23 protein-coding genes and 1 pseudogene are annotated in these 20,050 nt (G+C 71.0%); 8 read left to right on the top strand and 16 right to left on the bottom strand.

From position 1 onward, the window contains the following. Nucleotides 1-99: pseudogene (locus QMO56_RS25370) on the top strand (IS5/IS1182 family transposase); the annotation flags it as partial. A gap of 15 nt (nt 100-114) precedes the next feature. Here QMO56_RS25370 and ggt read toward each other — a convergent pair. Beyond that, complete coding sequence (ggt, locus tag QMO56_RS25365) at nt 115-1,842, bottom strand: gamma-glutamyltransferase (RefSeq protein ID WP_283530237.1); 1,728 nt, start codon at nt 1,840-1,842, stop codon at nt 115-117. 104 nt (nt 1,843-1,946) lie between these two features. On the opposite strand from ggt, the gene QMO56_RS25360 reads away from it, so the two are divergent. Both QMO56_RS25360 and QMO56_RS25355 read left to right on the top strand, forming a co-directional pair. After that, a complete protein-coding gene (locus tag QMO56_RS25360; RefSeq protein WP_283530235.1) occupies nt 1,947-2,612 on the top strand; it encodes a sulfite oxidase-like oxidoreductase in 666 nt (221 codons plus the stop codon). Continuing rightward, nucleotides 2,605-3,156: a glutathione peroxidase gene (locus tag QMO56_RS25355; RefSeq protein WP_283530234.1), complete on the top strand. Its 552-nt coding sequence runs from the start codon at nt 2,605-2,607 to the stop codon at nt 3,154-3,156. Before QMO56_RS25360 ends, QMO56_RS25355 begins: the two co-directional genes overlap by 8 nt. Nucleotides 3,157-3,184: 28 nt before the next feature. On the opposite strand, the gene QMO56_RS25350 is transcribed toward QMO56_RS25355, so the two are convergent. From QMO56_RS25350 to parA, 3 genes are read right to left on the bottom strand one after another with little or no spacing between them, the layout of a single operon-like run. Further along, entirely contained in the window at nt 3,185-3,616 is a 432-nt protein-coding gene (locus QMO56_RS25350; RefSeq protein WP_283530232.1) for a GNAT family N-acetyltransferase, read from the bottom strand. Then, on the bottom strand, nt 3,613-4,068 hold the full coding sequence (locus QMO56_RS25345) for a CopD family protein (protein WP_283530230.1): 456 nt from the start codon (nt 4,066-4,068) through the stop codon (nt 3,613-3,615). The genes QMO56_RS25350 and QMO56_RS25345 overlap by 4 nt, the downstream gene beginning before the upstream one ends. A gap of 6 nt (nt 4,069-4,074) precedes the next feature. Next, entirely contained in the window at nt 4,075-4,707 is a 633-nt protein-coding gene (gene parA, locus QMO56_RS25340; protein ID WP_283530228.1) for a ParA family partition ATPase, read from the bottom strand. Between the two features lie 125 nt (nt 4,708-4,832). Between parA and QMO56_RS25335 the strand changes: the two genes are divergently transcribed. After that, the gene (locus tag QMO56_RS25335) at nt 4,833-5,246 is read left to right on the top strand and encodes a rhodanese-like domain-containing protein (RefSeq protein ID WP_283530226.1); all 414 of its coding nucleotides are present in this window, start codon (nt 4,833-4,835) and stop codon (nt 5,244-5,246) included. 55 nt (nt 5,247-5,301) lie between these two features. On the opposite strand, the gene QMO56_RS25330 is transcribed toward QMO56_RS25335, so the two are convergent. The 4 genes from QMO56_RS25330 to QMO56_RS25315 all read right to left on the bottom strand — a co-directional run bounded on the left by QMO56_RS25330 (nt 5,302) and on the right by QMO56_RS25315 (nt 8,474). Then, complete coding sequence (locus QMO56_RS25330; RefSeq protein ID WP_283530224.1) at nt 5,302-6,147, bottom strand: transporter substrate-binding domain-containing protein; 846 nt, start codon at nt 6,145-6,147, stop codon at nt 5,302-5,304. A 141-nt stretch (nt 6,148-6,288) separates the two neighbouring features. Further along, nucleotides 6,289-7,395 carry an S-methyl-5-thioribose-1-phosphate isomerase gene (gene mtnA / locus QMO56_RS25325; protein ID WP_283530222.1) on the bottom strand — a complete coding sequence of 369 codons (1,107 nt, stop codon included), beginning with the start codon at nt 7,393-7,395 and terminating at the stop codon, nt 6,289-6,291. A gap of 136 nt (nt 7,396-7,531) precedes the next feature. Next, entirely contained in the window at nt 7,532-8,005 is a 474-nt protein-coding gene (locus tag QMO56_RS25320; RefSeq protein WP_283530220.1) for a UPF0262 family protein, read from the bottom strand. After that, nucleotides 7,995-8,474, bottom strand: a complete 480-nt coding sequence (locus QMO56_RS25315; protein WP_283530218.1) for a DUF983 domain-containing protein — start codon at nt 8,472-8,474, stop codon at nt 7,995-7,997. Before QMO56_RS25315 ends, QMO56_RS25320 begins: the two co-directional genes overlap by 11 nt. Before the next feature lie 152 nt (nt 8,475-8,626). Here QMO56_RS25315 and QMO56_RS25310 point away from each other — a divergent pair, with 152 nt between their 5' ends. Continuing rightward, nucleotides 8,627-9,268 carry an aspartate/glutamate racemase family protein gene (locus QMO56_RS25310; RefSeq protein WP_283530216.1) on the top strand — a complete coding sequence of 214 codons (642 nt, stop codon included), beginning with the start codon at nt 8,627-8,629 and terminating at the stop codon, nt 9,266-9,268. Between the two features lie 10 nt (nt 9,269-9,278). Here QMO56_RS25310 and QMO56_RS25305 read toward each other — a convergent pair whose 3' ends face one another. From QMO56_RS25305 to QMO56_RS25275, 7 genes are all read right to left on the bottom strand, one after another. Next, on the bottom strand, nt 9,279-10,481 hold the full coding sequence (locus QMO56_RS25305; protein WP_283530214.1) for a M20 aminoacylase family protein: 1,203 nt from the start codon (nt 10,479-10,481) through the stop codon (nt 9,279-9,281). 201 nt (nt 10,482-10,682) lie between these two features. After that, complete coding sequence (locus QMO56_RS25300; RefSeq protein ID WP_283530212.1) at nt 10,683-11,684, bottom strand: N-carbamoyl-D-amino-acid hydrolase; 1,002 nt, start codon at nt 11,682-11,684, stop codon at nt 10,683-10,685. Between the two features lie 54 nt (nt 11,685-11,738). After that, on the bottom strand, nt 11,739-11,954 hold the full coding sequence (locus tag QMO56_RS25295; protein ID WP_283530210.1) for a hypothetical protein: 216 nt from the start codon (nt 11,952-11,954) through the stop codon (nt 11,739-11,741). Beyond that, nucleotides 11,947-12,162 carry a hypothetical protein gene (locus QMO56_RS25290; protein ID WP_283530209.1) on the bottom strand — a complete coding sequence of 72 codons (216 nt, stop codon included), beginning with the start codon at nt 12,160-12,162 and terminating at the stop codon, nt 11,947-11,949. The genes QMO56_RS25295 and QMO56_RS25290 overlap by 8 nt, the downstream gene beginning before the upstream one ends. After that, nucleotides 12,162-13,538, bottom strand: a complete 1,377-nt coding sequence (locus tag QMO56_RS25285; protein ID WP_283530207.1) for a dihydroorotase family protein — start codon at nt 13,536-13,538, stop codon at nt 12,162-12,164. Before QMO56_RS25285 ends, QMO56_RS25290 begins: the two co-directional genes overlap by 1 nt. Nucleotides 13,539-13,628: 90 nt before the next feature. After that, nucleotides 13,629-14,774 (bottom strand): D-alanyl-D-alanine carboxypeptidase family protein, encoded by a 1,146-nt coding sequence (locus tag QMO56_RS25280; RefSeq protein WP_283530205.1) that lies wholly within the window; start codon nt 14,772-14,774, stop codon nt 13,629-13,631. Nucleotides 14,775-15,097: 323 nt separating this feature from the next. After that, a complete protein-coding gene (locus tag QMO56_RS25275) occupies nt 15,098-16,003 on the bottom strand; it encodes a LysR family transcriptional regulator (RefSeq protein WP_283530203.1) in 906 nt (301 codons plus the stop codon). 113 nt (nt 16,004-16,116) lie between these two features. On the opposite strand from QMO56_RS25275, the gene QMO56_RS25270 reads away from it, so the two are divergent. Genes QMO56_RS25270 through QMO56_RS25260 form a run of 3 tightly spaced genes read left to right on the top strand, consistent with a single transcriptional unit; the run spans nt 16,117 to nt 19,282 of the window. Next, the gene (locus QMO56_RS25270) at nt 16,117-17,640 is read left to right on the top strand and encodes an MmgE/PrpD family protein (protein ID WP_283530201.1); all 1,524 of its coding nucleotides are present in this window, start codon (nt 16,117-16,119) and stop codon (nt 17,638-17,640) included. Then, nucleotides 17,640-18,149, top strand: a complete 510-nt coding sequence (locus QMO56_RS25265) for a GNAT family N-acetyltransferase (protein WP_283530199.1) — start codon at nt 17,640-17,642, stop codon at nt 18,147-18,149. The genes QMO56_RS25270 and QMO56_RS25265 overlap by 1 nt, the downstream gene beginning before the upstream one ends. Continuing rightward, complete coding sequence (locus QMO56_RS25260; protein ID WP_283530197.1) at nt 18,146-19,282, top strand: bifunctional 2-methylcitrate synthase/citrate synthase; 1,137 nt, start codon at nt 18,146-18,148, stop codon at nt 19,280-19,282. The genes QMO56_RS25265 and QMO56_RS25260 overlap by 4 nt, the downstream gene beginning before the upstream one ends. Nucleotides 19,283-19,335: 53 nt before the next feature. Here QMO56_RS25260 and QMO56_RS25255 read toward each other — a convergent pair. After that, the coding region (locus tag QMO56_RS25255; RefSeq protein ID WP_283530195.1) for a hypothetical protein at nt 19,336-20,050 on the bottom strand (715 nt) is incomplete at its 5' end.

Here is a 20,050-nt window from a genome sequence, read left to right as displayed (position 1 = left end):
CTCAAGCAGTTCCGTCGCGTCGCAACCCGCTACGACAAGCTCCTCGCCAACTTCCGCGGCTTCGTTCTGCTCGCCTCAATCGCCATCCTACTCCGCTGAAATCGTCACCACCGCCTAGTCCCCGATTGCCACGCCTTCCCGGCGCGGGTCCGCGCCGCCCAGCAGGCCCTGCTGCGTCACCATGATCGCCTGCAGCCCGGATGGCGAGGGGCGGATGTCGGTCTTATGGCCGCGCGCCTGCAGGGCGGGCGCCAGCGCCGCAGCAGGCGTGCCCTCCTCCAGCTCGACCGTGGTTCCCAGGCTGCCGATGCGTGGCAGGGAAACCGCCGCCTGCGGGTCCAGGCCCCAGTCCAGCAGGCCGAGCAGCGTCTGCGCGACATAGCCGATGATGCGCGCGCCGCCCGGTGAACCCAGCGCCGCCACCAGCCGCCCTTCGGCATCGAAGACCAGCGTCGGCGCCATCGAGGAGCGCGGCCGCTTGCCGCCCTCGACGCGGTTCGCCACCGGGCGGCCATCCACCACGGGGCGGAAGGAGAAGTCGGTCAGCTCGTTGTTGAGGATGAAGCCATGCACCAGCAACCGGGCGCCGAAGGCATCCTCGACGGTCGTGGTCATGGAGACGGCATTGCCCTCGGCATCCACGATGGCGACCTGGCTGGTGCCATGCTCCGGCTGCGCCGGCTGGGGCGCCAGGCCGGGGTATTGCCAGCGCGGGTTGCCGGGACGGGGCGCGGGGTTGGCGCGGTCGCGGTCCAGGAGCTGGGCGCGCAGGGTCAGGTAGACGTCATCCGTCAGCCCCCGGACGGGCACGGGGACGAAGTCGCTGTCGGCCAGATAGAGGTTGCGGTCGGCGAAGGCGAGGCGGCTGGCCTCGGCCAGCAGATGGGCCGCGTCGGCGCCCAGCGGGTCCAGCCGGGCGAGGTCGAAATGCTCCAGCACGCCGAGGATCTCCGCCACCGCGACGCCGCCGGAACTCGGCGGCGGAAAGCCGCAGATGCGCCAGATCCGGTAGGGCGTGCAGACCGGCTCGCGCCGCTTCGGGGCGTAGGCGGCAAGGTCGTCGGCGGTCATACCATTGCCCTGGTCGCCGTGGCGCGCCACGGCGGCGGCGATGTCCTGCGCGATGGCGCCGGCCTGCAACGCCCGCGCCCCCCCGGCGGCGAGGCGGCGCAGGGTCTCCGCCAGGGCCGGGTTGCGCAGGAGGTGGCCGGCGGGAAGGGGCGCGCCGTCAGGGGTGAAGAAATAGGCGGCGGCACCCGGATCGCGCCGCAGGCGATCCGCCTCGCCGGCGATCGAGCGGGCGAGCCGCTCGGAAACCGGGAAGCCCTGCTCGGCGAGGCGGATGGCCGGCTGGAACAGCTCGGCCCAGGGCAGGCGACCCTCGGCGCGGTAGGCGGCCTCCAGCATCGGCATCACCCCCGGCACACCGACGCTGCGGCCGGAGAGCACCGCCTCGTAGAAGGTGAGGGGCGTGCCGTCGGGCCGCAGGAAAAGCGCAGGGGTGGCCGCGGCGGGGGCGGTCTCCCGCCCGTCCCAGGCAGTGACGCGGCCTGCCTGCTGGCCCCAGTGCAGCATCAGCGCGCCGCCGCCGAGGCCGGAGGATTGCGGCTCGACCAGCGTCAGCACGGCCTGCACGGCGATGGCGGCATCCACGGCCGAGCCGCCGGCGCGCAGCATGGCCAATCCCGCCTCGGCCGCCAGCGGATGGGCGGCGGCGACCATCTGCCGTGCCGCGCGGCTGGGCGGGCGCAGGGCTGCCAGCGCGCCGGGCGCGGAAGCGGTGTCCTGCGCTGACACGGGCGCCGCCAGGGCCAGGCAGAAGGTGAGGAGCAGGCGTCGCATCCGGCGATTCCCTGTTGCTGAGGGCAGGATAGGCGCTCTTGCATCGCGCCGGCCATGCGTCACCTATGGGTGGGAACCTCAGCAGGACGGCAGGACGCGAAGCGATGGATCAGGACGACAAGCCGGAAGCGGGCGGCATCCGGCAGAAGCTGGTGGAGACCAAGCAGGCCTGGGCCCGTGCCGGGCGGCTGTTGACGGGCCAACGGGCCACGCCGGAGCAGCGCCTGCCGCCCGGGCAGCGGCTGGTGAAGGACTATCCGGTGCTCGACCTCGGCATCCAGCCGAACGTGCCGGAAGGCGCCTTCCGCCTGACGCTGGACGGGCTGGTGGAGAACCCCGTCACGCTCGACTGGGCTGCCTTCACCGCCCTGCCGCAGGAGGAGCGCTTCAACGACATCCACTGCGTCACGCAGTGGTCGCGCTACGACAACACCTGGCATGGCGTGGCGGTGGCGACGCTGCTGGACCTGGCGAAGCCGAAGCCGGAGGCGAAGTTCGTCAGTTTCGAGGGCTATGACGGCTACACCACCAACCTGACGCTGGACGATTTCGCCCTGCCGGAGAACCTGCTGGCGCATTCCTGGGAGGGCGAGCGCCTGACCCGCCAGCATGGCGGGCCGCTGCGCGTGATCGTGCCGCATCTTTATTTCTGGAAGAGCACGAAATGGGTGAAGAGGATCACCTTCCTGGCGCAGAATAAGCCCGGCTTCTGGGAAGTCCGCGGCTATCACGACCGCGGCGACCCCTGGCTGGAGGAGCGCTATGGCTAGCATCACGCGCCGCGCCCTGCTGCTGACCACGCCGCTGCTGCTGGCGGCCGCCCCGGCGGCACGGGGGCACGATTTCCGCTTCGACGACATCGAGGGTGGGGTGATCGACCTCGCCGAATGGCGCGGCAAGCCGATGCTGGTGGTGAACACCGCCAGCTTCTGCGGCTATGCGCGGCAGTTCAGCGCGCTGCAGGAACTGCATGAGCGCTACGGGCCGGGCGGGCTGCTGGTGCTGGCCGTGCCCTCCAATGACTTCAACCAGGAAAACCCCGACGCCAACGCCATCAAGGATTTCTGCGAGGCGACCTGGGGCGTGCAGTTCCCGATGGCGGCACCCGCCCATGTGAAGGGGCCGGAGGCGCACCCCTTCTTCGCCTGGGCGGCGGCGCAGAGCACCGCGCCGCGCTGGAATTTCTACAAGTATCTGGTCGGCCGCGATGGCCGCCTGCTGCAGGCCTTCCCCAGCAATACCGAGCCGGATTCCGCCTCCATGCGGCAGGCCATCCGGGCGGCGCTGGCGGCGCCTGCGCCCGCGGCGGGCTGACCTCACGCGTCGGCGCCGGGAGACCGGATCAAAACCGCTTGGCGAACCAGAAGCGGTCATGCCCGGCCGGGCGGCCCTCCAGGCGGCCGATCTCGCGGAAGCCATGCCCGCGGTAGAAGTCCGGCGCCTGGAAGGAGCTGGTATAGAGATGCACCCCCACGGCGCCATGCCGCCGCGCCTCCGCCTCGGCCGCCGCCAGCAGGGCGGTGCCGAGGCCCTGGCCGCGCAGGCCCTCGTCCACCCAGAACTTGTCGATGAACAGCCAGTCCAGCGCCAGTTCCGCCACCAGGCCGGCGCGGACCTCGCCGGCCCTGTCCCGGTGGAAGAAGCAGAGCGGCTGCGCGGCCGTGCCGCCGGGCCGGCCGGCGAGGGCGGCGGCGCGATGCCGGCGCAGCCCGCGCAGGACGGCCTCCGCCTCCGGTCCCTTGCTGTCCGTGCTGAAGGCGATGTCCGGCCTCACCCGCCGAAGCGCCCCCAGCCCGCCACGATGACGGTCAGCAGCCCCAGCAGCAGGTTCGCCATGATCAGCTGCCGCACCTTGTCGTTGGCCGCGGCGGCCTCGGCCGTCTGGCCGGCGGCGAGGGCCGCCCGCATCCGCCGCCACGGGCCGAAGAACACCGCCAGGAAGACGGCGGACATGAGCAGCCCGGTCAGGTGCATCACATGCACGTGCCAGCCGGCGCCGGCGAAGCCGCCGAACCAGCCGAACAGCAGCGCATAGCCGGTGGCCAGCATCACCGGCATGACGTGCCAGACCAGCAGGAAGAAGCGGCGATGGGCGGCGGCGCTCGCCTCCAGCCGCTGCGGCCCCGGCAGTGTCGCGAGGGCCGGCCGCATCGCCAGGATGCCGAAGGTCATGCCTCCGACCCACAGCACCGCGCCCAGGAGGTGCAGCACGAAGAGCAGCGTCATCCGTCTCTATTTCCCTGCCAGTTTCTCGATGGCCTGCGCCAGCGCGCGGGCCTCCGCCGCCGCGGTACCACGCGGCGCGGCTTCCGCCACCCCCAGGCCCTGCCCGAAAGCGGTGGCGAAGGCGGTGCGGTTGCCGAGTACCGGCTCCAGCAGCGGCAACTCCCGCCGCACCAGCTCGGCCACGATCTCGTCGCGCAGCCGCCCGCTGGAAGGCACGCGGTTCAGCAGCAGCGCCACGCGGCGGTGGGCGGCGGCGGCCTGCTCCAGCGTCGCCTCCATGGCCCAGAGATCGGCCGGGGAGGGCTGCAGCGGCACCAGCACGAGGTCCGCGGCGCGCATGGCGGCGCGGGAGTCGCTGTCGGCATGGGGCGGCGTGTCGAGCACCACCACCTCGCTCTCCGCCGCGACGCGGTCGAGCGTGGCCGGGATGCGCCATCCCGAGGGTGCCTCGAAATGCAGCGGCGCCGCCTGCCGCTGGCCCTGGCGCGCCTGGTGCCAGCGGCCGAGGGTCTGCTGCGGGTCGGTGTCGAGCAGCGTCACGCGCCGGCCGGCCAGGGCGAGAGTGGTCGCCAGCGTCGCCGCCACCGTTGATTTCCCGGCGCCACCCTTGCGCTGTGCGACTGCCACCACGAATGCCATGCAAGCCTCTCTCACCGCTTGATGCCCATCCTGCCCGCCTGGGTGGCCGAGGGCCAGCGCCATGGACGCCGGGCCGCCGCCGCCGCACACTGTGCCCGACCGACCGTACTCAAGGAGGAGCCGCCATGAGCGTTGAAGATGTCCCGCCCCGCGCCGTCTGGGATGCGCTGCGTACCGATGCCGACGCCGTCCTGATCGACGTGCGCACCGATGCCGAATGGAACTTCGTCGGCCTGCCCGACCTGGGCGAGACCGGCAAGCAGCCGGTGCTGATCCCCTGGCAGGTCTACCCCTCGATGCAGGTGAACGGCGCCTTCGCCGACCATCTGCGCAAGGCCGGGCTGACGCCGCTGAACAAGCTCTATTTCCTCTGCCGTTCCGGCGCCCGCAGCCTCGCCGCGGCGCAGGCCGCCCAGGCTGCCGGCTTCGCGCACGCCTACAACATCGCCGATGGCTTCGAGGGGCCGCCGGATGCCGAGGGCCATCGCGGCATGGTGGCGGGATGGAAGGCCGAGGGGCTGCCCTGGCGGCAGCGCTGACGCGCCGCCAGGACCACGGATGGGCCCGGGGAGCAGGACTCCCCGGGCGCCCGGCTCAGTTGCAGCGCAGCTCGTGCGGGGCCGGGTCGTAGCCTGGCAGGCCTGGCACGCCATAGCCGGGGAAGACGGTGTTCTCCGCGTCATCCGCCGCCGGCTTGTCGCCGAACCACTTCTCCGAGAGGGCGGCGACGGTGCCGTCCTTCTTCATGCACTCCAGCACGTCCTCCACCTTGTTGCGCAGCTCGACATTGTCCTTGCGGAAGGGCGCGGCCCAGTGCGCGCGCGTCTCCTTGATGACGAAGTCGGGCACCAGCATCGGGGTGCGGGTGGCGGCGTAGCGCACGGTGGTGTTGCCGCCGAGCGTGGCATAGGCGCGGCCGGAGACCACCGCCTGCACCGCGTCGGGCTGGGTGTCGAAGGTCTGCACGGTGAAGCCGTACTTCTCGGCGTTCTGCTGCGCCCAGGCATCGTAGGCCGAGCCCTTGTTCACCGCGATGGCCTTGCCGCGGATGTCCTCCAGGCTCTTGACCGGCGCCGAGCCCTTGCGGATGCCGAACTGGAAGGCGGTGTAGAGGTAGCCCTCGGTGAAGAGCAGGTTCTCGGCGCGCTCCTTCGTCACGGTCACCGGGGCGGCGAGGAAGTCGTAGCGGCCGGCGTTCAGCGCGGGGATCAGGCCGGAGAAGCTGGCGCTGTCCATGCTGATGGGGCGGCCCAGCCGCTTGGCCACCTCATTGAACAGCTCCACGTTGAAGCCCTGGATGCCGCCGCCGAGCTTGGGGAAGGCATGCGGGGCGAAGGTGCCGTCCACCGCGGTGCGCAGCGGCTCCTGTGCCGCGGCGAGGCGCGCGCCGCCGAGCGCGAGAGGCGCGGTGAGCAGGAGGGCGAGAGCGAAGGAACGCATCAGACAGAACACTCCCTGCGGCCGGGGTTTCGACCGGAAAAGACCGTACAGGTCTGCAAGAAGTGTGCAACGTCTCAGGCACGGAGCGGCGGCCGCGGCCATCCCCGCCGATTGGGACGCCGCGGCCGCCTGACCTTTCCGTTACGCCGCCGCGGCGGCGAACTCCGGATAAAGCCCGAGCAGCCCGGCCTCGCTGGCCTCGCAGCGCCCGCGCTCGGTGATCAGTCCGCTGACGAGCCGCGCCGGGGTGACGTCGAAGGCGGGATTGGCGCCGGCGCTGCCGGGGGCGGCGACGCGCACCGTCTCGATGCGACCGTCCCAGGTCTGGCCGGTGGTCTCCAGCACCTCGCGGGCGTCGCGCTCCTCGATCGGGATCTCCTTCACCCCGTCGCGCACCGTCATGTCGAGCGTGGAATGCGGCAGCGCCACCCAGAAAGGCACGCCGTTGTCCTGCGCCGCCAGCGCCTTGAGATAGGTGCCGATCTTGTTGGCGACGTCGCCCTGGCGCGTCACCCGATCGGTGCCGACCAGCACGATGTCCACCTCGCCATGCTGCATCAGGTGGCCGCCGGCATTGTCGGCGACGACCGTATGCGGCACGCCGTGCCGGCCCAGCTCCCAGGCGGTGAGTGCGGCGCCCTGGTTGCGCGGGCGGGTCTCGTCCACCCAGACATGCACCGGCAGCCCGGCGTCATGCGCCTGGTACACCACGGAAAGCGCCGTGCCGTAGTCCACCGTGGCGATCCAGCCGGTGTTGCAATGGGTCAGCACATTGATCGGCTTGCCCGGCTTGCGGGCGGCGATCGCCTGCAGAAGCGGCAGGCCGTGCTGGCCGATGCGGCGGCAGGTCTCCACATCGTCCTCGGCGATGTCGCCGGCGGCGGCATAGGCAGCGGCGGCGCGGTCGCTCGCCGGCACCGGGCGCAGGGCGCGCAGCATGCGGTCCAGCGCCCAGCGCAGGTTGATCGCGGTCGGGCGGGTCTTGCCGAGCATCGCGGCCACCGCCTCCAGCGCAGCGTCGGAAGCATCGCGGCGCAGCGCCAGGGCCAGCCCATAGGCGGCGACGGCGCCGATCAGGGGCGCGCCGCGCACCTGCATGGACCTGATGGCCTGGGCCACCTGCTTCTCGTCCGTCAGGCGCAGGATGTCGACCGCCCAGGGCAGCCGGGTCTGGTCGAGGATGCGCACCGACCAGCCGTCCTCGGGGTCAACCCAGACGCTGCGATAGGGAACGCCGTCGATCTTCATGGGGGCAAGGCTCCGTCCGTGGGGCCGCACGCGGGCGGGCAGGGGTCAGCGGTGAGGCGCATATAGGCCCTCACCACGCCGTGCGTCATGCAGGCTGCTGGGGGGAGGGATGCGTCGCCGGGCCGGAGATCCCGGGTCAGATCCGCTGGTGCAGGGCGCAGACGAGGGTGAACAGCCGCCGGGCGGTCTCGAAATCCATGGCGATGCGGCCCTTCAGCCGCTCGCGCAGCAGTTCCGCGCCCTCGTTGTGCAGCCCGCGGCGGCCCATGTCGATGGCCTGGATGCGCGCGTCCGAACTGCCTTCCATGACCGCCTCCTCATGGCTGGCGACGACCATGTGGTAGTCCTTGATCAGCCGCCGGAAGGGGCCGAGGGCAAGGGCGATGATCCGCAACGGCTGCTCCGCCGCGCTGCGGATATCGAGAACCAGCCGTCCGTCGCGCACCTCCAGGTGCAGCGCATAGGGGCCGGGCGGCAGGCCGACCGGATCGAAGTGGTTGGCCGCCAGCAGGTCGGCCACCGCCTGGGTGCGGTCGGCCTCCGCATAGGGGCTGGGGAGGGGAGCGTTGTCCGGCAGCTCGATCCGGAGCAGACGCTGCTCAGCCGTCATGCGATCCGGGCGGGCGCGGGTTGTCGCGGGGACCGGCCAGCGGCAGCGCGGGCATGTCGGGTTCCTCGCCGGTGAAGCCGAGGCGCAGCATCCAGCCGACCACCGCGCCTTTCACCGGCCGCAGCATCAGCGTGCAGACCACGGTGAAGAGCGGCAGCCAGATGGCCATATGGACCCACATGGGAGGCTGGTAGGCGCTCTCCACCCAGAAGACCGGCGGCAGCAGCAGATGGCCGGTGATGAAGATGGTGAAGTAGGGCGGCGCATCATCGGCGCGCAGGCCGCCGAACTTGGTGTGGCAATGCGTGCATTCAGGCGCCAGCCGCAGGAAGCCCTTGAAGACCTTGCCCTGGCCGCAGACCGGACAACGGTTGGTGGCGCCGCGCCCCAGCATGGTCATGAGAGGAGGCAGGGGGCGTTGCTGCGCCGCGCTGCGATCGGGTTCCCAGCGCTGGGTGGGGCGGTCCATGGGCTTGTGATCCTGGCTTTATCGTTCTGGGCCCCGTGGCCGGGTCGTTTCCGTGTGCGGTGCACACTACGGCATGTCCGGCCGTCCCGATCAAGGGTGGGGGCGGTGCCGGTCGGCTTGCACGGGCAAGCCGGGGCGAGGATGCTGACCAGATGGGCAACCGCATTCTCGTCATCAACCCGAACTGTTCGCAAAGCTGCACCCGCGGCATCGCGGAGAGCCTGGCGCCCTTCGCCGCACCCGGCCGGCCGCCCTTCGAGACCGTCTCGCTGCCGGAGGGACCGCCAGCAATCGTGACCTGGCGCGACTGGTTCAGCGTGGCCGAGCCGCTCTGCCGCATGGTCGAGGCCGAGCCGGCGCTTGCCTACATCATCGCCTGCGTCTCCGATCCCGGCCTGGAGGCGGTGCGGACGGCGACGCGGCGCCCGGTCTTCGGCCCTTTCCGCGCGGCGGTGGCGGCGGCGCTGGCGCGGGCGGAGCGGTTCGGCGTGATCGCCTTCGTGGAGGCCTCCAAGGCGCGGCAGCGGCGGGCGCTGCAGGCCATGGGCGCGGAGCCGCGGCTGGCCGCGAGCATCGCGCTGAACCTGCCGATGGAAACCCTGACCGACCCCCAGGCCGCGCGCGGCGCGCTGTGCGACACGGCGCGACAGCTGGTGGCCCAGGGCGCCGAGGCGGTGATCCTGGGCTGCGCGGGAATGGCCGGGCATCGCGCGGCGGTCGAGGATGCCGCTGGCGTGCCGGTCATCGAGCCCTGTCAGGCCGCCGCCGTGCAGGCGCTGCTGGCGACGGCCTGAGCGGTGCCGCTCAGCCTTCCGGCGCCAGCTCCTGCTCGACCAGGCTGGCCCAGAAGGCGATGCCGGTGGGCAGGATGGCGTCGTTGAAGTTGTAGCGGGGGTGGTGGGTGGAGAAGTTCTCCTTCGACGGGTCCGCCTGCCCGAGCCGGATGAAGCAGCCCGGCACGGCCTGCGCCATGTAGGAGAAGTCCTCCCCGCCCATGGTCGGCGGGCGCTCGCGCACCAGCCGCTCCTCGCCGGCGAGCTTCGCCGCGGCGAGGCGGGCGCGCTCCACCGGCGCGTCGCTGTTCACCACCGAGGGGTAGCCGCGCTCATAGGTGATCTCGGCCTTGGCGCCATGCGCGGCGGCGGTGGCGGTGATCACCTCCCGGAGCTGCCGCTCGACGGCATCGCGCGTCTCCGCCTTCAGGGTGCGCACGGTGCCCTCGATCGTCACCTCCTCGGGGATGACGTTGCGCGCCGTGCCGCCATGGATCATGCAGAGCGAGACCACGGCGGAATCCAGCGGGTCCGTGTGGCGGCTGACCACCGTCTGCGCCGCAACGACGATATGCGCCGCCGCCACGACCGGGTCCACCGCCTGGTGCGGCCGCGCGGCATGGCCACCGAGGCCGAGCACCCGGATGGTGATGGAATCCGCCGCCGCATTGGTGGTGCCGCGGGTGATGATGAACTGCCCGGCCTCGCTGCGCGAGTCGTTGTGGATGCCGAAGACCGAATCGCAGGGGAAGCGGGCGAAGAGACCTTCCTCCACCATCACCCGGCCGCCGCCGCCATCCTCCTCGGCCGGCTGAAAGATGAAGTGCACGGTGCCGTCGAAGTTCCGCGTCTCGGCGAGGTACCTGGCGGCGCCGAGCAGCATGGCGGTATGCCCGTCATGCCCGCAGGCGTGCATCCTGCCCGGCACGGTGGAGGCATAGGGCAGGCCGGTGATTTCCTGCATCGGCAGCGCGTCCATGTCGGCGCGTAGCCCGATGGCGCGGCCGGCATTGGCGCCGCCTTTCGCCGCCTTGCCGCCGCGCAGCGTGCCCACCAGGCCCGTGCCGGCGATGCCGCGCGTCACCTCCACACCCCAGGACTCCAGCAGGCCGGCGACGAGGTCGCTGGTGCGGTGCTCCTGGAAGGCCAGCTCGGGATGGGCATGGATGTCGCGGCGCCACTCCGTCGCCTCGGCGGCGACGGCGGCAATGCGGGGCTCGTTTTCTGAAGGCATTCGGCAGGCTCCGGCTGTCTCGCTCCGTCCGATAGCCTTTACCCAGGGGGCGGCGCTGGCAACCCCTGGGGAAAAAGATCGGGGGAAAGAATTCCCCCGAACCCCCATCTTCCTTTTGTCAGTTTTGGCGCACGCTATCCGCCAGCGGGGAAACTTGAAGAAAGAAGATGGGGTCTGGGGGAATTCCTTCCCCCAGACCTTTTATTCCGCTGCCCTGGCGGCCGGCTGCCACTCCGGCGGCGCCACGCTGCCGGTCTGCTCGACGATGCGGCCATAGGCCTCTGGCCGGCGATGGGCGGCGAAGTTGAAGATGGTGGTGCGGCCGAGCGTGCACATGTCGAGGTTGCAGTCGGCCACGATCAGCTCGTCGTCCCAGCTCGTCGCCTGGGCCATGATCTCGCCCTGCGGGTTGACGATGATGGAATGGCCGAACAGCTCGCAGCCATCCTCGACGCCCGCCTTGGCGACGCCAGCGCCGAAGCAGGCGTTCTGGTAGCAGCCTGCCTGGATGGAGAGGTGCGAGTGCAGCACCCGCAGGTGATGCGCCTCGAAGCCCTTGGCGTCCTGGTTGATGGAGGGCGTGTTGTAGCCGAGCATCACCAGCTCGACCTGCTGCAGCCCCATGACGCGCCAGGCTTCGGGCCAGCGGCGGTCGTTGCAGATCATCATGCCGATGTTCACCGGCCCGGCCTGGCCGATCGGCGCCCGCACCACCGGGAAGCCCAGGTTGCCGACCTCGAAGTAGCGCTTCTCCAGGTGCTGCACCTTGCGCTGGGGGTCGAACTCCTTGTGCCCGGGCAGGTGCACCTTGCGGTACTTCAGCACGACCTCGCCCGTCGGGTGGACGTAGATGGCGGTGTTGAAGCGGCGCTTGCGCATGGTGCCGGTCTCGTCCGCCTCATGGGCGATCTCGGCATAGCCCAGGTGGAAGCCGATGCCGTATTTCCGCGCGGCCTCGAAGAGGGGAGCGGTCTCATTCGAGGGCATCGCCGTCTCGAACCAGTGGTCGGCCTTGGCGATGTCCTCCTCGTACCAGCGCGGGAAGAAGGTGGTCAGCGCCAACTCAGGAAAGACGACGACCTCGGCCCCGCGCTTGTGGGCGGTTTCCATCAGCCGCACCAGGCGGCCGACGACGACGTCGCGCCCCTCCGCCTTCTGGATCGGGCCGAGCTGGGCGGCGGCAAGGGTCAGGCTGCGGGGCATCGGAACGGTCACTCCTTCAATCTGGCAGCGGAGCTAGCAAGCGCGGTGCCAGCCTCAATGATTCCCGGCCGGGGGCAGGGGATCGATGAAATCGGCGCCATAGTCCTCCTGCACCTCGGCGACGGCGCGCAGGAAGGCGTCGTCCCAGGCATCCTCCAGCGCATCCATCAGCGCCTCCGCGGCGGCCTCGCTCTTCAGCATGGCGACGCGCTCGCGGCCGCCGACCCAGACGGAGAAGGTGCCATCCTTCTCCTCACGCACCTCAAACATCGCGGTTTCCTTCTCGTGGCTCGGGCGCCGGCGGCGCGGTGTCATTGTCGGCGGAGCGCGGCATCAGCAGCCGGTAGGCGAGGCGGCCGGCGAGCACGGCAATCGCGCCGCCGATCAGCGCCAGGGGCAGGCTGGTGCCCGGCCCGGTCAGCCAGATCCAGAGGGCGAAGGCGGCCAGCGCCACCATCGCCACCAGCACGCCGCGCATCAGCCGAGCCAGTCCTCGCGATGTTGCCGCGGCACGAAGCGGCCCTGGCCCGGCCGCGCCAGCACCGAGGCGCCGTCCCAGATGCAGGCGCCGCGCAGGAAGGTGGCGGCGACGCGCGCCTTCATCGGGCGGCCGTTGTAGGGAGACCAGCGGGCATCCTCGCGGTCCTGGATGGTGGATTCGTCGAAGGTGAAATCGCCCGGCTCCATCACCGCGAAATCGGCATCGGAGCCGACGCGGATGGCCCCCTTCTTCGGGTAGAGGCCGTGGAAGCGGGCGGTGCGCTCGGCGCAGTACAGCGCCATCAGCGTCACCGGCAGGCCGCGCTCGGCGAGCAGGCTGTACATCAGCGGCGCGTAGGACTGCATGCCGGTCAGGCCGGCGCCGCAGGCGAAGATGTCGTCGCCAAGCTTCTTCTCGCGCGGCCAGGGGGCGTGGTCGGTGGAGACATAGGCCACCTTGCCGGCCACCAGCGCGCTCCACATGCGCTCCACCTCCGCCGCGGTGCGGAAGGGCGGGTTGCACTTGCCGAAGCCCTTGAGGCGGACGAGATCCTCCTCGGTCATGCAGAGATACTGGATGCAGGCCTCGCCGCTGGCCTTGCCGCCCATGGCGCGGAAGCTCTCGGCGATCTCGAAGCCCCGCGCCACGGAGGAGTGGGCGATGTGGACATGCGCCCCGGTCTCCAGCCCGATCTCGAAGATCTCCAGGTCCGCCATGGTCTCGGCCAGCGGCGGGCGGGTGCGGGCGTGCATGATCGGGTCCACTCGGCCGGTCGCCTTCGCCTCGGCGGTGAGGCGCTCGACCAGTTCCTGGTCCTCGTTGTGCACGGCGACCATCAGGCCGGTCTTCGCGATTTCCCGGAAGGCGGCGACCATGGTCGGGTGGTCGATGCGCGGGAAGCGCGTGGCGTCATATTCATAGGTGGAGAGCTTGAAGGCCGAGGCGCCCGCCTCGGCGAGACCGGCGATGGCGTCCACGCCGCCGGTCTTGGTGATGGTGCCGTAGAGCGCCACGTCCACATGGGAGAGCTGGTTCACCGCCTCGACCTTCTCGCGGAAGATGCCGGCATTGGTGACGGCGCGCGGCACGTCATAGGGCATGTCGCAGACGGTGGTGACGCCGCCGGCGGCGGCCGACATGGTGGCGCCCTCGATGCCCGGCCAGCCGATGGCGCTGCCGGTATGCATATGGCCGTCCACCAGGCCCGGCAGGATCACCTTGCCGGAGAAGTCGTGCACCTCCCGCGCCGGCGGCAGCTCCCCCTGGCCGATCGCGGCAATGGTCTCGCCGCGCACCGCCACATAGCCATCGCGCAGGATGCCTTCGGGGAGCACGAGGTCGCCGCGCAGGACGCGGTCGTAGGGGAGCTGCATGGTCCGTGGGTCCCGTGTCGGTGGCCGGTCAGGGGAGCGAGACTAAGCCTGCCCCCGTCCGGCCTCAACCCGCCCCCGGGCGCAGCGTGCTCAGGGTGCGACGACCATGCAGGGGCCGCGCCGCGCCCTGCAGGCGCTCCGCGCAGTGCTGGCGGAGAGGCCGGTGACCTGCGCGCGGTAGAACCACTTGCCGTCCACCCGCACCCGCTCGACATGGGCAGTTCCGAGGCGTCGGGCGGCGCGCTGCGCGACGCGGCGGGCATCGGTGGAGCTGGCGAAGGCGCCGACCTGCACCGCCCAGCCACCTTTCGTGGCCGCCGTGGCCTGCTGCTTGCGCGGCGTGGCGCGCTTGGTCGGCCGGGGCAGGGGCGGGGCGGCGAGCGCCGCCGCATGCGCCGTGCCGATCAGCTGCGGGCCGGCGCTGGCCACCAGCATGTCGGTGGAGCGCCGCCGCTGAGCGAAGCCGCGGTCGAGCAGCGCCATCACGTGGCCGTCGCGCTCGGCGGTGGTGGCGCCGCCGAAGACCACGGCGATCAGCCGCGTGTCGCCCCGCACCGCGCTGGCCGCCAGGTTGAAGCCGCTGGCGCGGATGTAGCCGGTCTTGATGCCATCCGCCCCGTCATACTCGCCGAGCAGGTTGTTGTGGTTGCCGATGCTGCGGCCATGCCAGGCGAAGTGGCGCGCGTTGAAATAGGCATAGCGCTTCGGGAAGTCGCGGATCAGGGCGCGGCCGAGGATGGCGATGTCGCGCGCCGTCGTCACCTGGTTGGCGTCCGGCAGGCCTGAGGCGTTGCGGAAGCTGGTGTTGCGCATCCCGAGCTGGCGCGCCTTGCGGGTCATGATGCGGCCGAAGGCGACCTCGCTGCCGCCGGCGAGGTTCTCGCCCAGCGCCGAGGCGACGTCATTGGCCGATTTGGTCACCAGCGCCAGGATGGCGTCGCGGACGGTGATGCTGGTGCCCGGCTTCAATCCCAGCTTCGAGGGCTCCTGCCCCGCCGCATGGCGCGAGACGCGGATGCGCGAGGTGAGCCTGAGCCGCCCCCGATCCAGCGCCTCGAAGGTCAGGTAGAGCGTCATCATCTTGGTGAGCGAAGCCGGGTAGCGCGGCTCGTCGGCGTTGATGGCGTAGAGTTCCTCGCCGCTGCCCGCATCCATGACGACCGCCGCGTAGCGGCTGCTGCCGATCTGCGCATGCGCGGCTGGAATGGACTGGAACAGCAGGAGCGCGGCAGTCAATGCGAACGCAGCCGCGCGGCATACGGCGATGAGGCCGTTCTGCAGCATGATGGGCATCCCCCCTCGGCGCGGCGCGCCATCGCCCCCGACGCGCGCCACACATCCCCACTGCCCGACTGGCGGCCGCCGGCCGGGCCGCGCCCGGGTCCACACCTGCCGCGCGGCGCGAGGGGGTGAGGACGAGGTGCCTCTGCCCTGCGGCATGCGGCGGTCAGGTTCCCCTGTGGAACCAGGCCGAGCTGCAACATGCCGAGATACCGCGTGAGAAGAAAGCGCTTATCAACTGTTCTGCCAAGAAAATGCGCATGTGCATCGATATGGCTTCAGCGTGGCGGCAGGGCAAAAACCTGCCGCGCGACGGCGCTTGCGCCACGTGCTGCCTCGGTCTGCCGCTCCTCATTCCAGGCCAGCGCGACGGAGACTGCCCGGATCGGCCCCTGCAGCGGGCGGAACGCCACACCGGCCGGGTGCATGCGCGCCATGCCCGAAGAGACCAGCGCGATGCCGAGACCGGAAGCGACGAAGCTCAGTTGTGCCATGGCGGAGCCGGCCTCGCGCACGCCGCGCGGCTCGAAGCCGGCGGCACGACAGGCACCGACCAGCGAATCGAAATAGGCGGGGCTGATGGCGCGCGGCAGGGTCAGCAACGGCTCCTCAGCGAGCGCGGCGAGCGGCAAGGCGTCAGGCTGGGCCAGCAAAGGATGATCCTCCGGCAGCGCCGCGACCAGATGGTCCTCCCCGAGCGGCAGCACGCGCACCGGCGGGCGGTCGCGGTCGAGGCGGAGCAGCGCGATGTCCACCTCGCCGCGGCGCAGCGCCTCCAGCGCATCCGTGGTGTCCAGCTCGCGCACGGTGATCGCCGCCTCGGGCCGCGCCGCGCGCAGCGCGCGCACCAGCGGCGGCAGGTAGTCGAACATGCCCGAGGTGACGCAGGCGATGGCGACCGGCGCATGCCGCCCCGCGCGCAGTTCGCGTGCCAGCGCCTCCAGCGTGCTGGCGTCCTCCGCCAGGCGGCGGGCAAGGGGCAGCAGCGCCTCGCCCTCGCGCGTCGGCCGCGCGCCCTTGCGGGTGCGCTCCAGCAGCTTCACCCCAAGCTCCGCCTCCAGCGCCTGGATCTGCGCGGTCAGCGGCGGCTGCGACAGGCCGAGGCGCGCGGCGGCGCGGCCGAAATGGCCTTCCTCGGCGACGGCGAGGAAGTGGCCGAGACGGCGCAGGAGGCGGAAATCCATGATGGCGATACGGAAAAGCTATCCTGCGCGTCCGTCAATCGGAATGGACGATCCCTGCGGCGCGGCGCACAACAGCGCATCCTGTTCAGAAGTGTGAGGGAGAACGCCGACCCATGAAGCTGCATCCGGTGAAGGTCCATCCGTCCAAGGCGCTGCTGCCGCGCGAGGAGCAACTCGCCTGGAAGATCGCCGGCGTCGCCGCCGACCGCGTGGCGGTGCAGAAGCCGGTGGCCGAGATGATCATCAACCGCATCATCGACAATGCGGCGGTGGCGATTGCCGCAATCAACCGCTCGGCGCCGACGACGGCGCGCGCCATGGCGATGGGCCATCCGCGCAAGGGCGGGGCGGCGGTCTTCGGCCTGCCCGCCGGCAAGGGCGTCTCGCCGGAATGGGCAGCCTGGGCGAACGGCACGGCGGTGCGCGAGCTCGACATGCACGACACCTTCCTCGCCGCCGACTACTCCCACCCCGGCGACAACATCCCGCCGATCCTGGCGGTGGCGCAGAGCCTGGAGCGCTCGGGGCGCGAGCTGATCCGCGGCATCGCGACGGGCTACGAGATCCAGGTGGACCTGGTGCGCGCCATCTGCCTGCATGAGCACAAGGTGGACCACATCGCCCATCTCGGCCCCTCGGCGGCGGCGGGCATCGGCACGCTGCTCGGCCTGAAGCAGGAGGTGATCTACCAGGCCGTGCAGCAGGCGCTGCACACCACCATCACCTTCCGCCAGAGCCGCAAGGGCGAGATCTCCTCCTGGAAGGCCTTCGCTCCCGCCCATGCCGGCAAGCTGGCGGTCGAGGCGGTGGACCGGGCGATGCGCGGCGAGGGCGCGCCCAGCCCGATCTACGAGGGCGAGGATTCCGTCATCGCCTGGGTGCTGGACGGGCGCAGCCACCGCGAGGTGGTCTATGACCAGGCCTTCTACCAGGTGCCGCTGCCGGAGAAGGGCGAGCCCAAGCGCGCCATCCTCGACACCTATACGAAGGAGCACTCGGCCGAGTACCAGTCGCAGGCGCTGATCGACCTCGCCTTCCGGATGCGGGAGCAGATCCCCGACCAGGAGGCGATCGAGAAGATCATCATCCACACCAGCCATCACACCCACTACGTCATCGGCACCGGGGCGAACGACCCGCAGAAGATGGACCCCAAGGCGAGCCGCGAGACGCTCGACCACTCCATCATGTACATCTTCGCCGTGGCCCTGCAGGACGGGCGTTGGCATCATGTGGACAGCTATGCGCCCAGGCGCGCGGCCCGGCCGGACACCGTCCGCCTCTGGCACAAGATCGAGACCCGGGAGGAGGAGGAGTGGACCCGCCGCTACCACTCCACCGACCCGGATGAGAAAGCCTTCGGCGCCCGCGTCGAGATCCTGATGAAGGACGGCAGCACGCTGGTGGACGAGATGGCGGTGGCCAATGCCCATCCGCTGGGGGCGAAGCCTTTCGTGCGGGAGGACTATATCCGCAAGTTCGAGATCCTGACCGAAGGCATCCTCTCCCCCCGCGAGAGCAATCGCTTCCTGGAGGTGGTGCAGGACCTGCCCCGCCTGGCCGCGGGCGAGCTGCACCTGCTCAACATCGCCCTGCCGCGCGGCGCGCTGGCGGAGGGCAAGCCGGGCATCTTCTAGTGCCCGGCGCCGGTGCGATCGTGATCCGGGAGGGGCGCGCGGAGGACGCACCCTGGCTGGCGGCGATCCACCGGCGCGCCCGGCAGGCCGCCATGCCCGGCCTGCGCGAGGTGCATGACGAGGCCGATGTGGCGGGCTGGATCGCCACCACGCTGATGCGGGCGCATCGCGTGATGGTGGCCGAGCAGGGCGGGATGCCCGTCGGCTACATCGGCTTTGGCCGAGATGCGCGGCACGGGCCGATGGTGCTGCACCTCTACCTCGCGCCCGACCATCGCGGGCAGGGCATCGGCGCGCTTCTGCTGAAGGCCGCCGCCGACGCCCTGGGGCCGCAGCTCAGCCTCTACTGCATCGCCCGCAATGCCGGCGCGCTGCGCTTCTACCGGCGGCAGGGATTCCGCGTTGTCGCGTGCAGCGACGGCGCCGGGACGGAGGAGGGGGAGCCTGACCTGCTCCTCAGCCGCGATGCCCTTTCCACCGAGTGCAACGACAGGGAAGACAGTCCATGAGCGAAACCCAGCCCGAAATCCGCAAGGGCCTGGTCGGCGTGGTCGCCGACGTCTCCGCGGTCTCCAAGGTGATGCCGGAGACCAACAGCCTGACCTATCGCGGCTATGCCGTGCAGGATCTGGCGGAGCAGTGCAGCTTCGAGGAGGTCGCCTTCCTCCTCTGGAACGGCGAGCTGCCGAACGCTGCGCAGCTCGCCACCTTCCGGCAGGAGGAGGCCGCCAACCGCACCATCAGCCCGGCGCTGCATCAGGTGATCAAGGCCTTCCCGCACGATGCTCATCCGATGGATGCGATCCGCACCGCAGTGAGCTTCATGGGGCTGGAGGACCCGGAGGCCGTCGACACCGCCGAGCCGGCGACGCGTCGCAAGGCGATGCGGCTGCTGGCGAAGATCCCGACCGCGATCGCCGCCGCGCACCGCGCCGCCAAGGGGCTGGAGCCGGTGGCGCCCGACCCGAAGCTCAGCTTCGCCGAAAACTTCTTCCACGTCGTGCTCGGCAAGGTGCCGCAGCCCGAGGTGGTGAAGGCCTTCGACGTCTCTCTCATCCTCTACGCTGAGCACGGCTTCAACGCCTCCACCTTCACCGCGCGCACGGTCACCAGCACGGGGGCGGACCTGCATGGCGCCGTCACCGCCGCCATCGCCGCGCTGAAGGGGCCGCTGCATGGCGGCGCCAACGAGGCGGTGATGCACATGCTGACCGAGATCGGCAGCCCGGAGAAGGCAGCCGGATGGCTGCAGGGGCGGTTCGACCACAAGGCGTTGGTGATGGGCTTCGGCCACCGCGTCTACAAGCATGGCGACAGCCGGGTGCCGACCATGACGCAGTATGCCGAGAAGATGGCCGAGGTGGTGGGCGACCGGCGCTGGATGGAGATGAGCCGCATCCTCGCCGCCGAGATGCTGGAGAAGAAGAGCATCCACCCGAACCTCGACTTCCCCGCAGGCCCTGCCTACCACCTGATGGGCTTCGACATCCCGCTCTTCACCCCGATCTTTGTCGCCAGCCGCATCACCGGCTGGGCGGCGCATGTCATCGAGCAGGCCGCCGACAACCGGCTGATCCGTCCGCTGTCGCACTACACCGGGGTGGCACAGCGGGCCGTTCCGGCGCTCGCCGCGCGCGGCTAGGCACGAGACGGACTCTCCGGCCATGCGGAACGCGGCGTCGGCAGGCGCCGCGTTCATTCGTTCAGGCTTCGGAAAGCGATGCGGCGGAGCATGGCATCGCGAATTTGCAACGGGTTTCGGCGGATTTCGTTGACAAGCAGATTGCGCGTGAAGATAGCGTGTTGCAGGCGCGCACCGGTTGAGCGCGATTCGCACGAGCGGCTGTCAAGAGTGCCGTGCGCGTCATGTCCGCGGCGACGCATCGCGGTTCGGGTGGCTTGGCCGATACGGCCGGGAGGCTGATGGCAAGCCTCCAACCTTCCCCTGAACCTGCGCAGCGGAGTGCCACGCATGACGGCAACCGTTGCCGCAGTTTGAGTGGGTAAGGAGATCCAGCACGTGAGCGACAACAACGAGAGTGGCTCGTCCCGGGCGCAGCCGATGGCCATGAGCACCACACGCCGCAGCGCTGGGACGCGCAAGGCGAGCACCGCCGGCCGCAAGACGGCCGCGAAGGCGCCGGCGGCGGCAAAGAAGCCGGCCGGACGCAAGAGTGCCAGCGCCACGCCGGAGAAGGCGACGCCGGCGCGCAAGGCGACCGGCACGCGCACCGCGAAGGCGGCGGCGCCGGCGCGCAAGGCGACCGGCACGCGCACCGCGAAGGCGGCGACGCCGGCGCGCAAGGCGACCGGCACGCGCACCGCGAAGGCGGCGACGCCGGCGCGCAAGGCGACCGGCACGCGCACCGCGAAGGCGGCGACGCCGGCGCGCAAGGCGACCGGCACGCGC

Origin of the sequence: Roseomonas sp. E05, assembly GCF_030063475.1 — a bacterium.
GTDB lineage: Bacteria > Pseudomonadota > Alphaproteobacteria > Acetobacterales > Acetobacteraceae > Pseudoroseomonas.
Note: the sequence above shows the minus strand (reverse complement) of the source record. Positions and strands in the feature narration are given on the sequence as shown.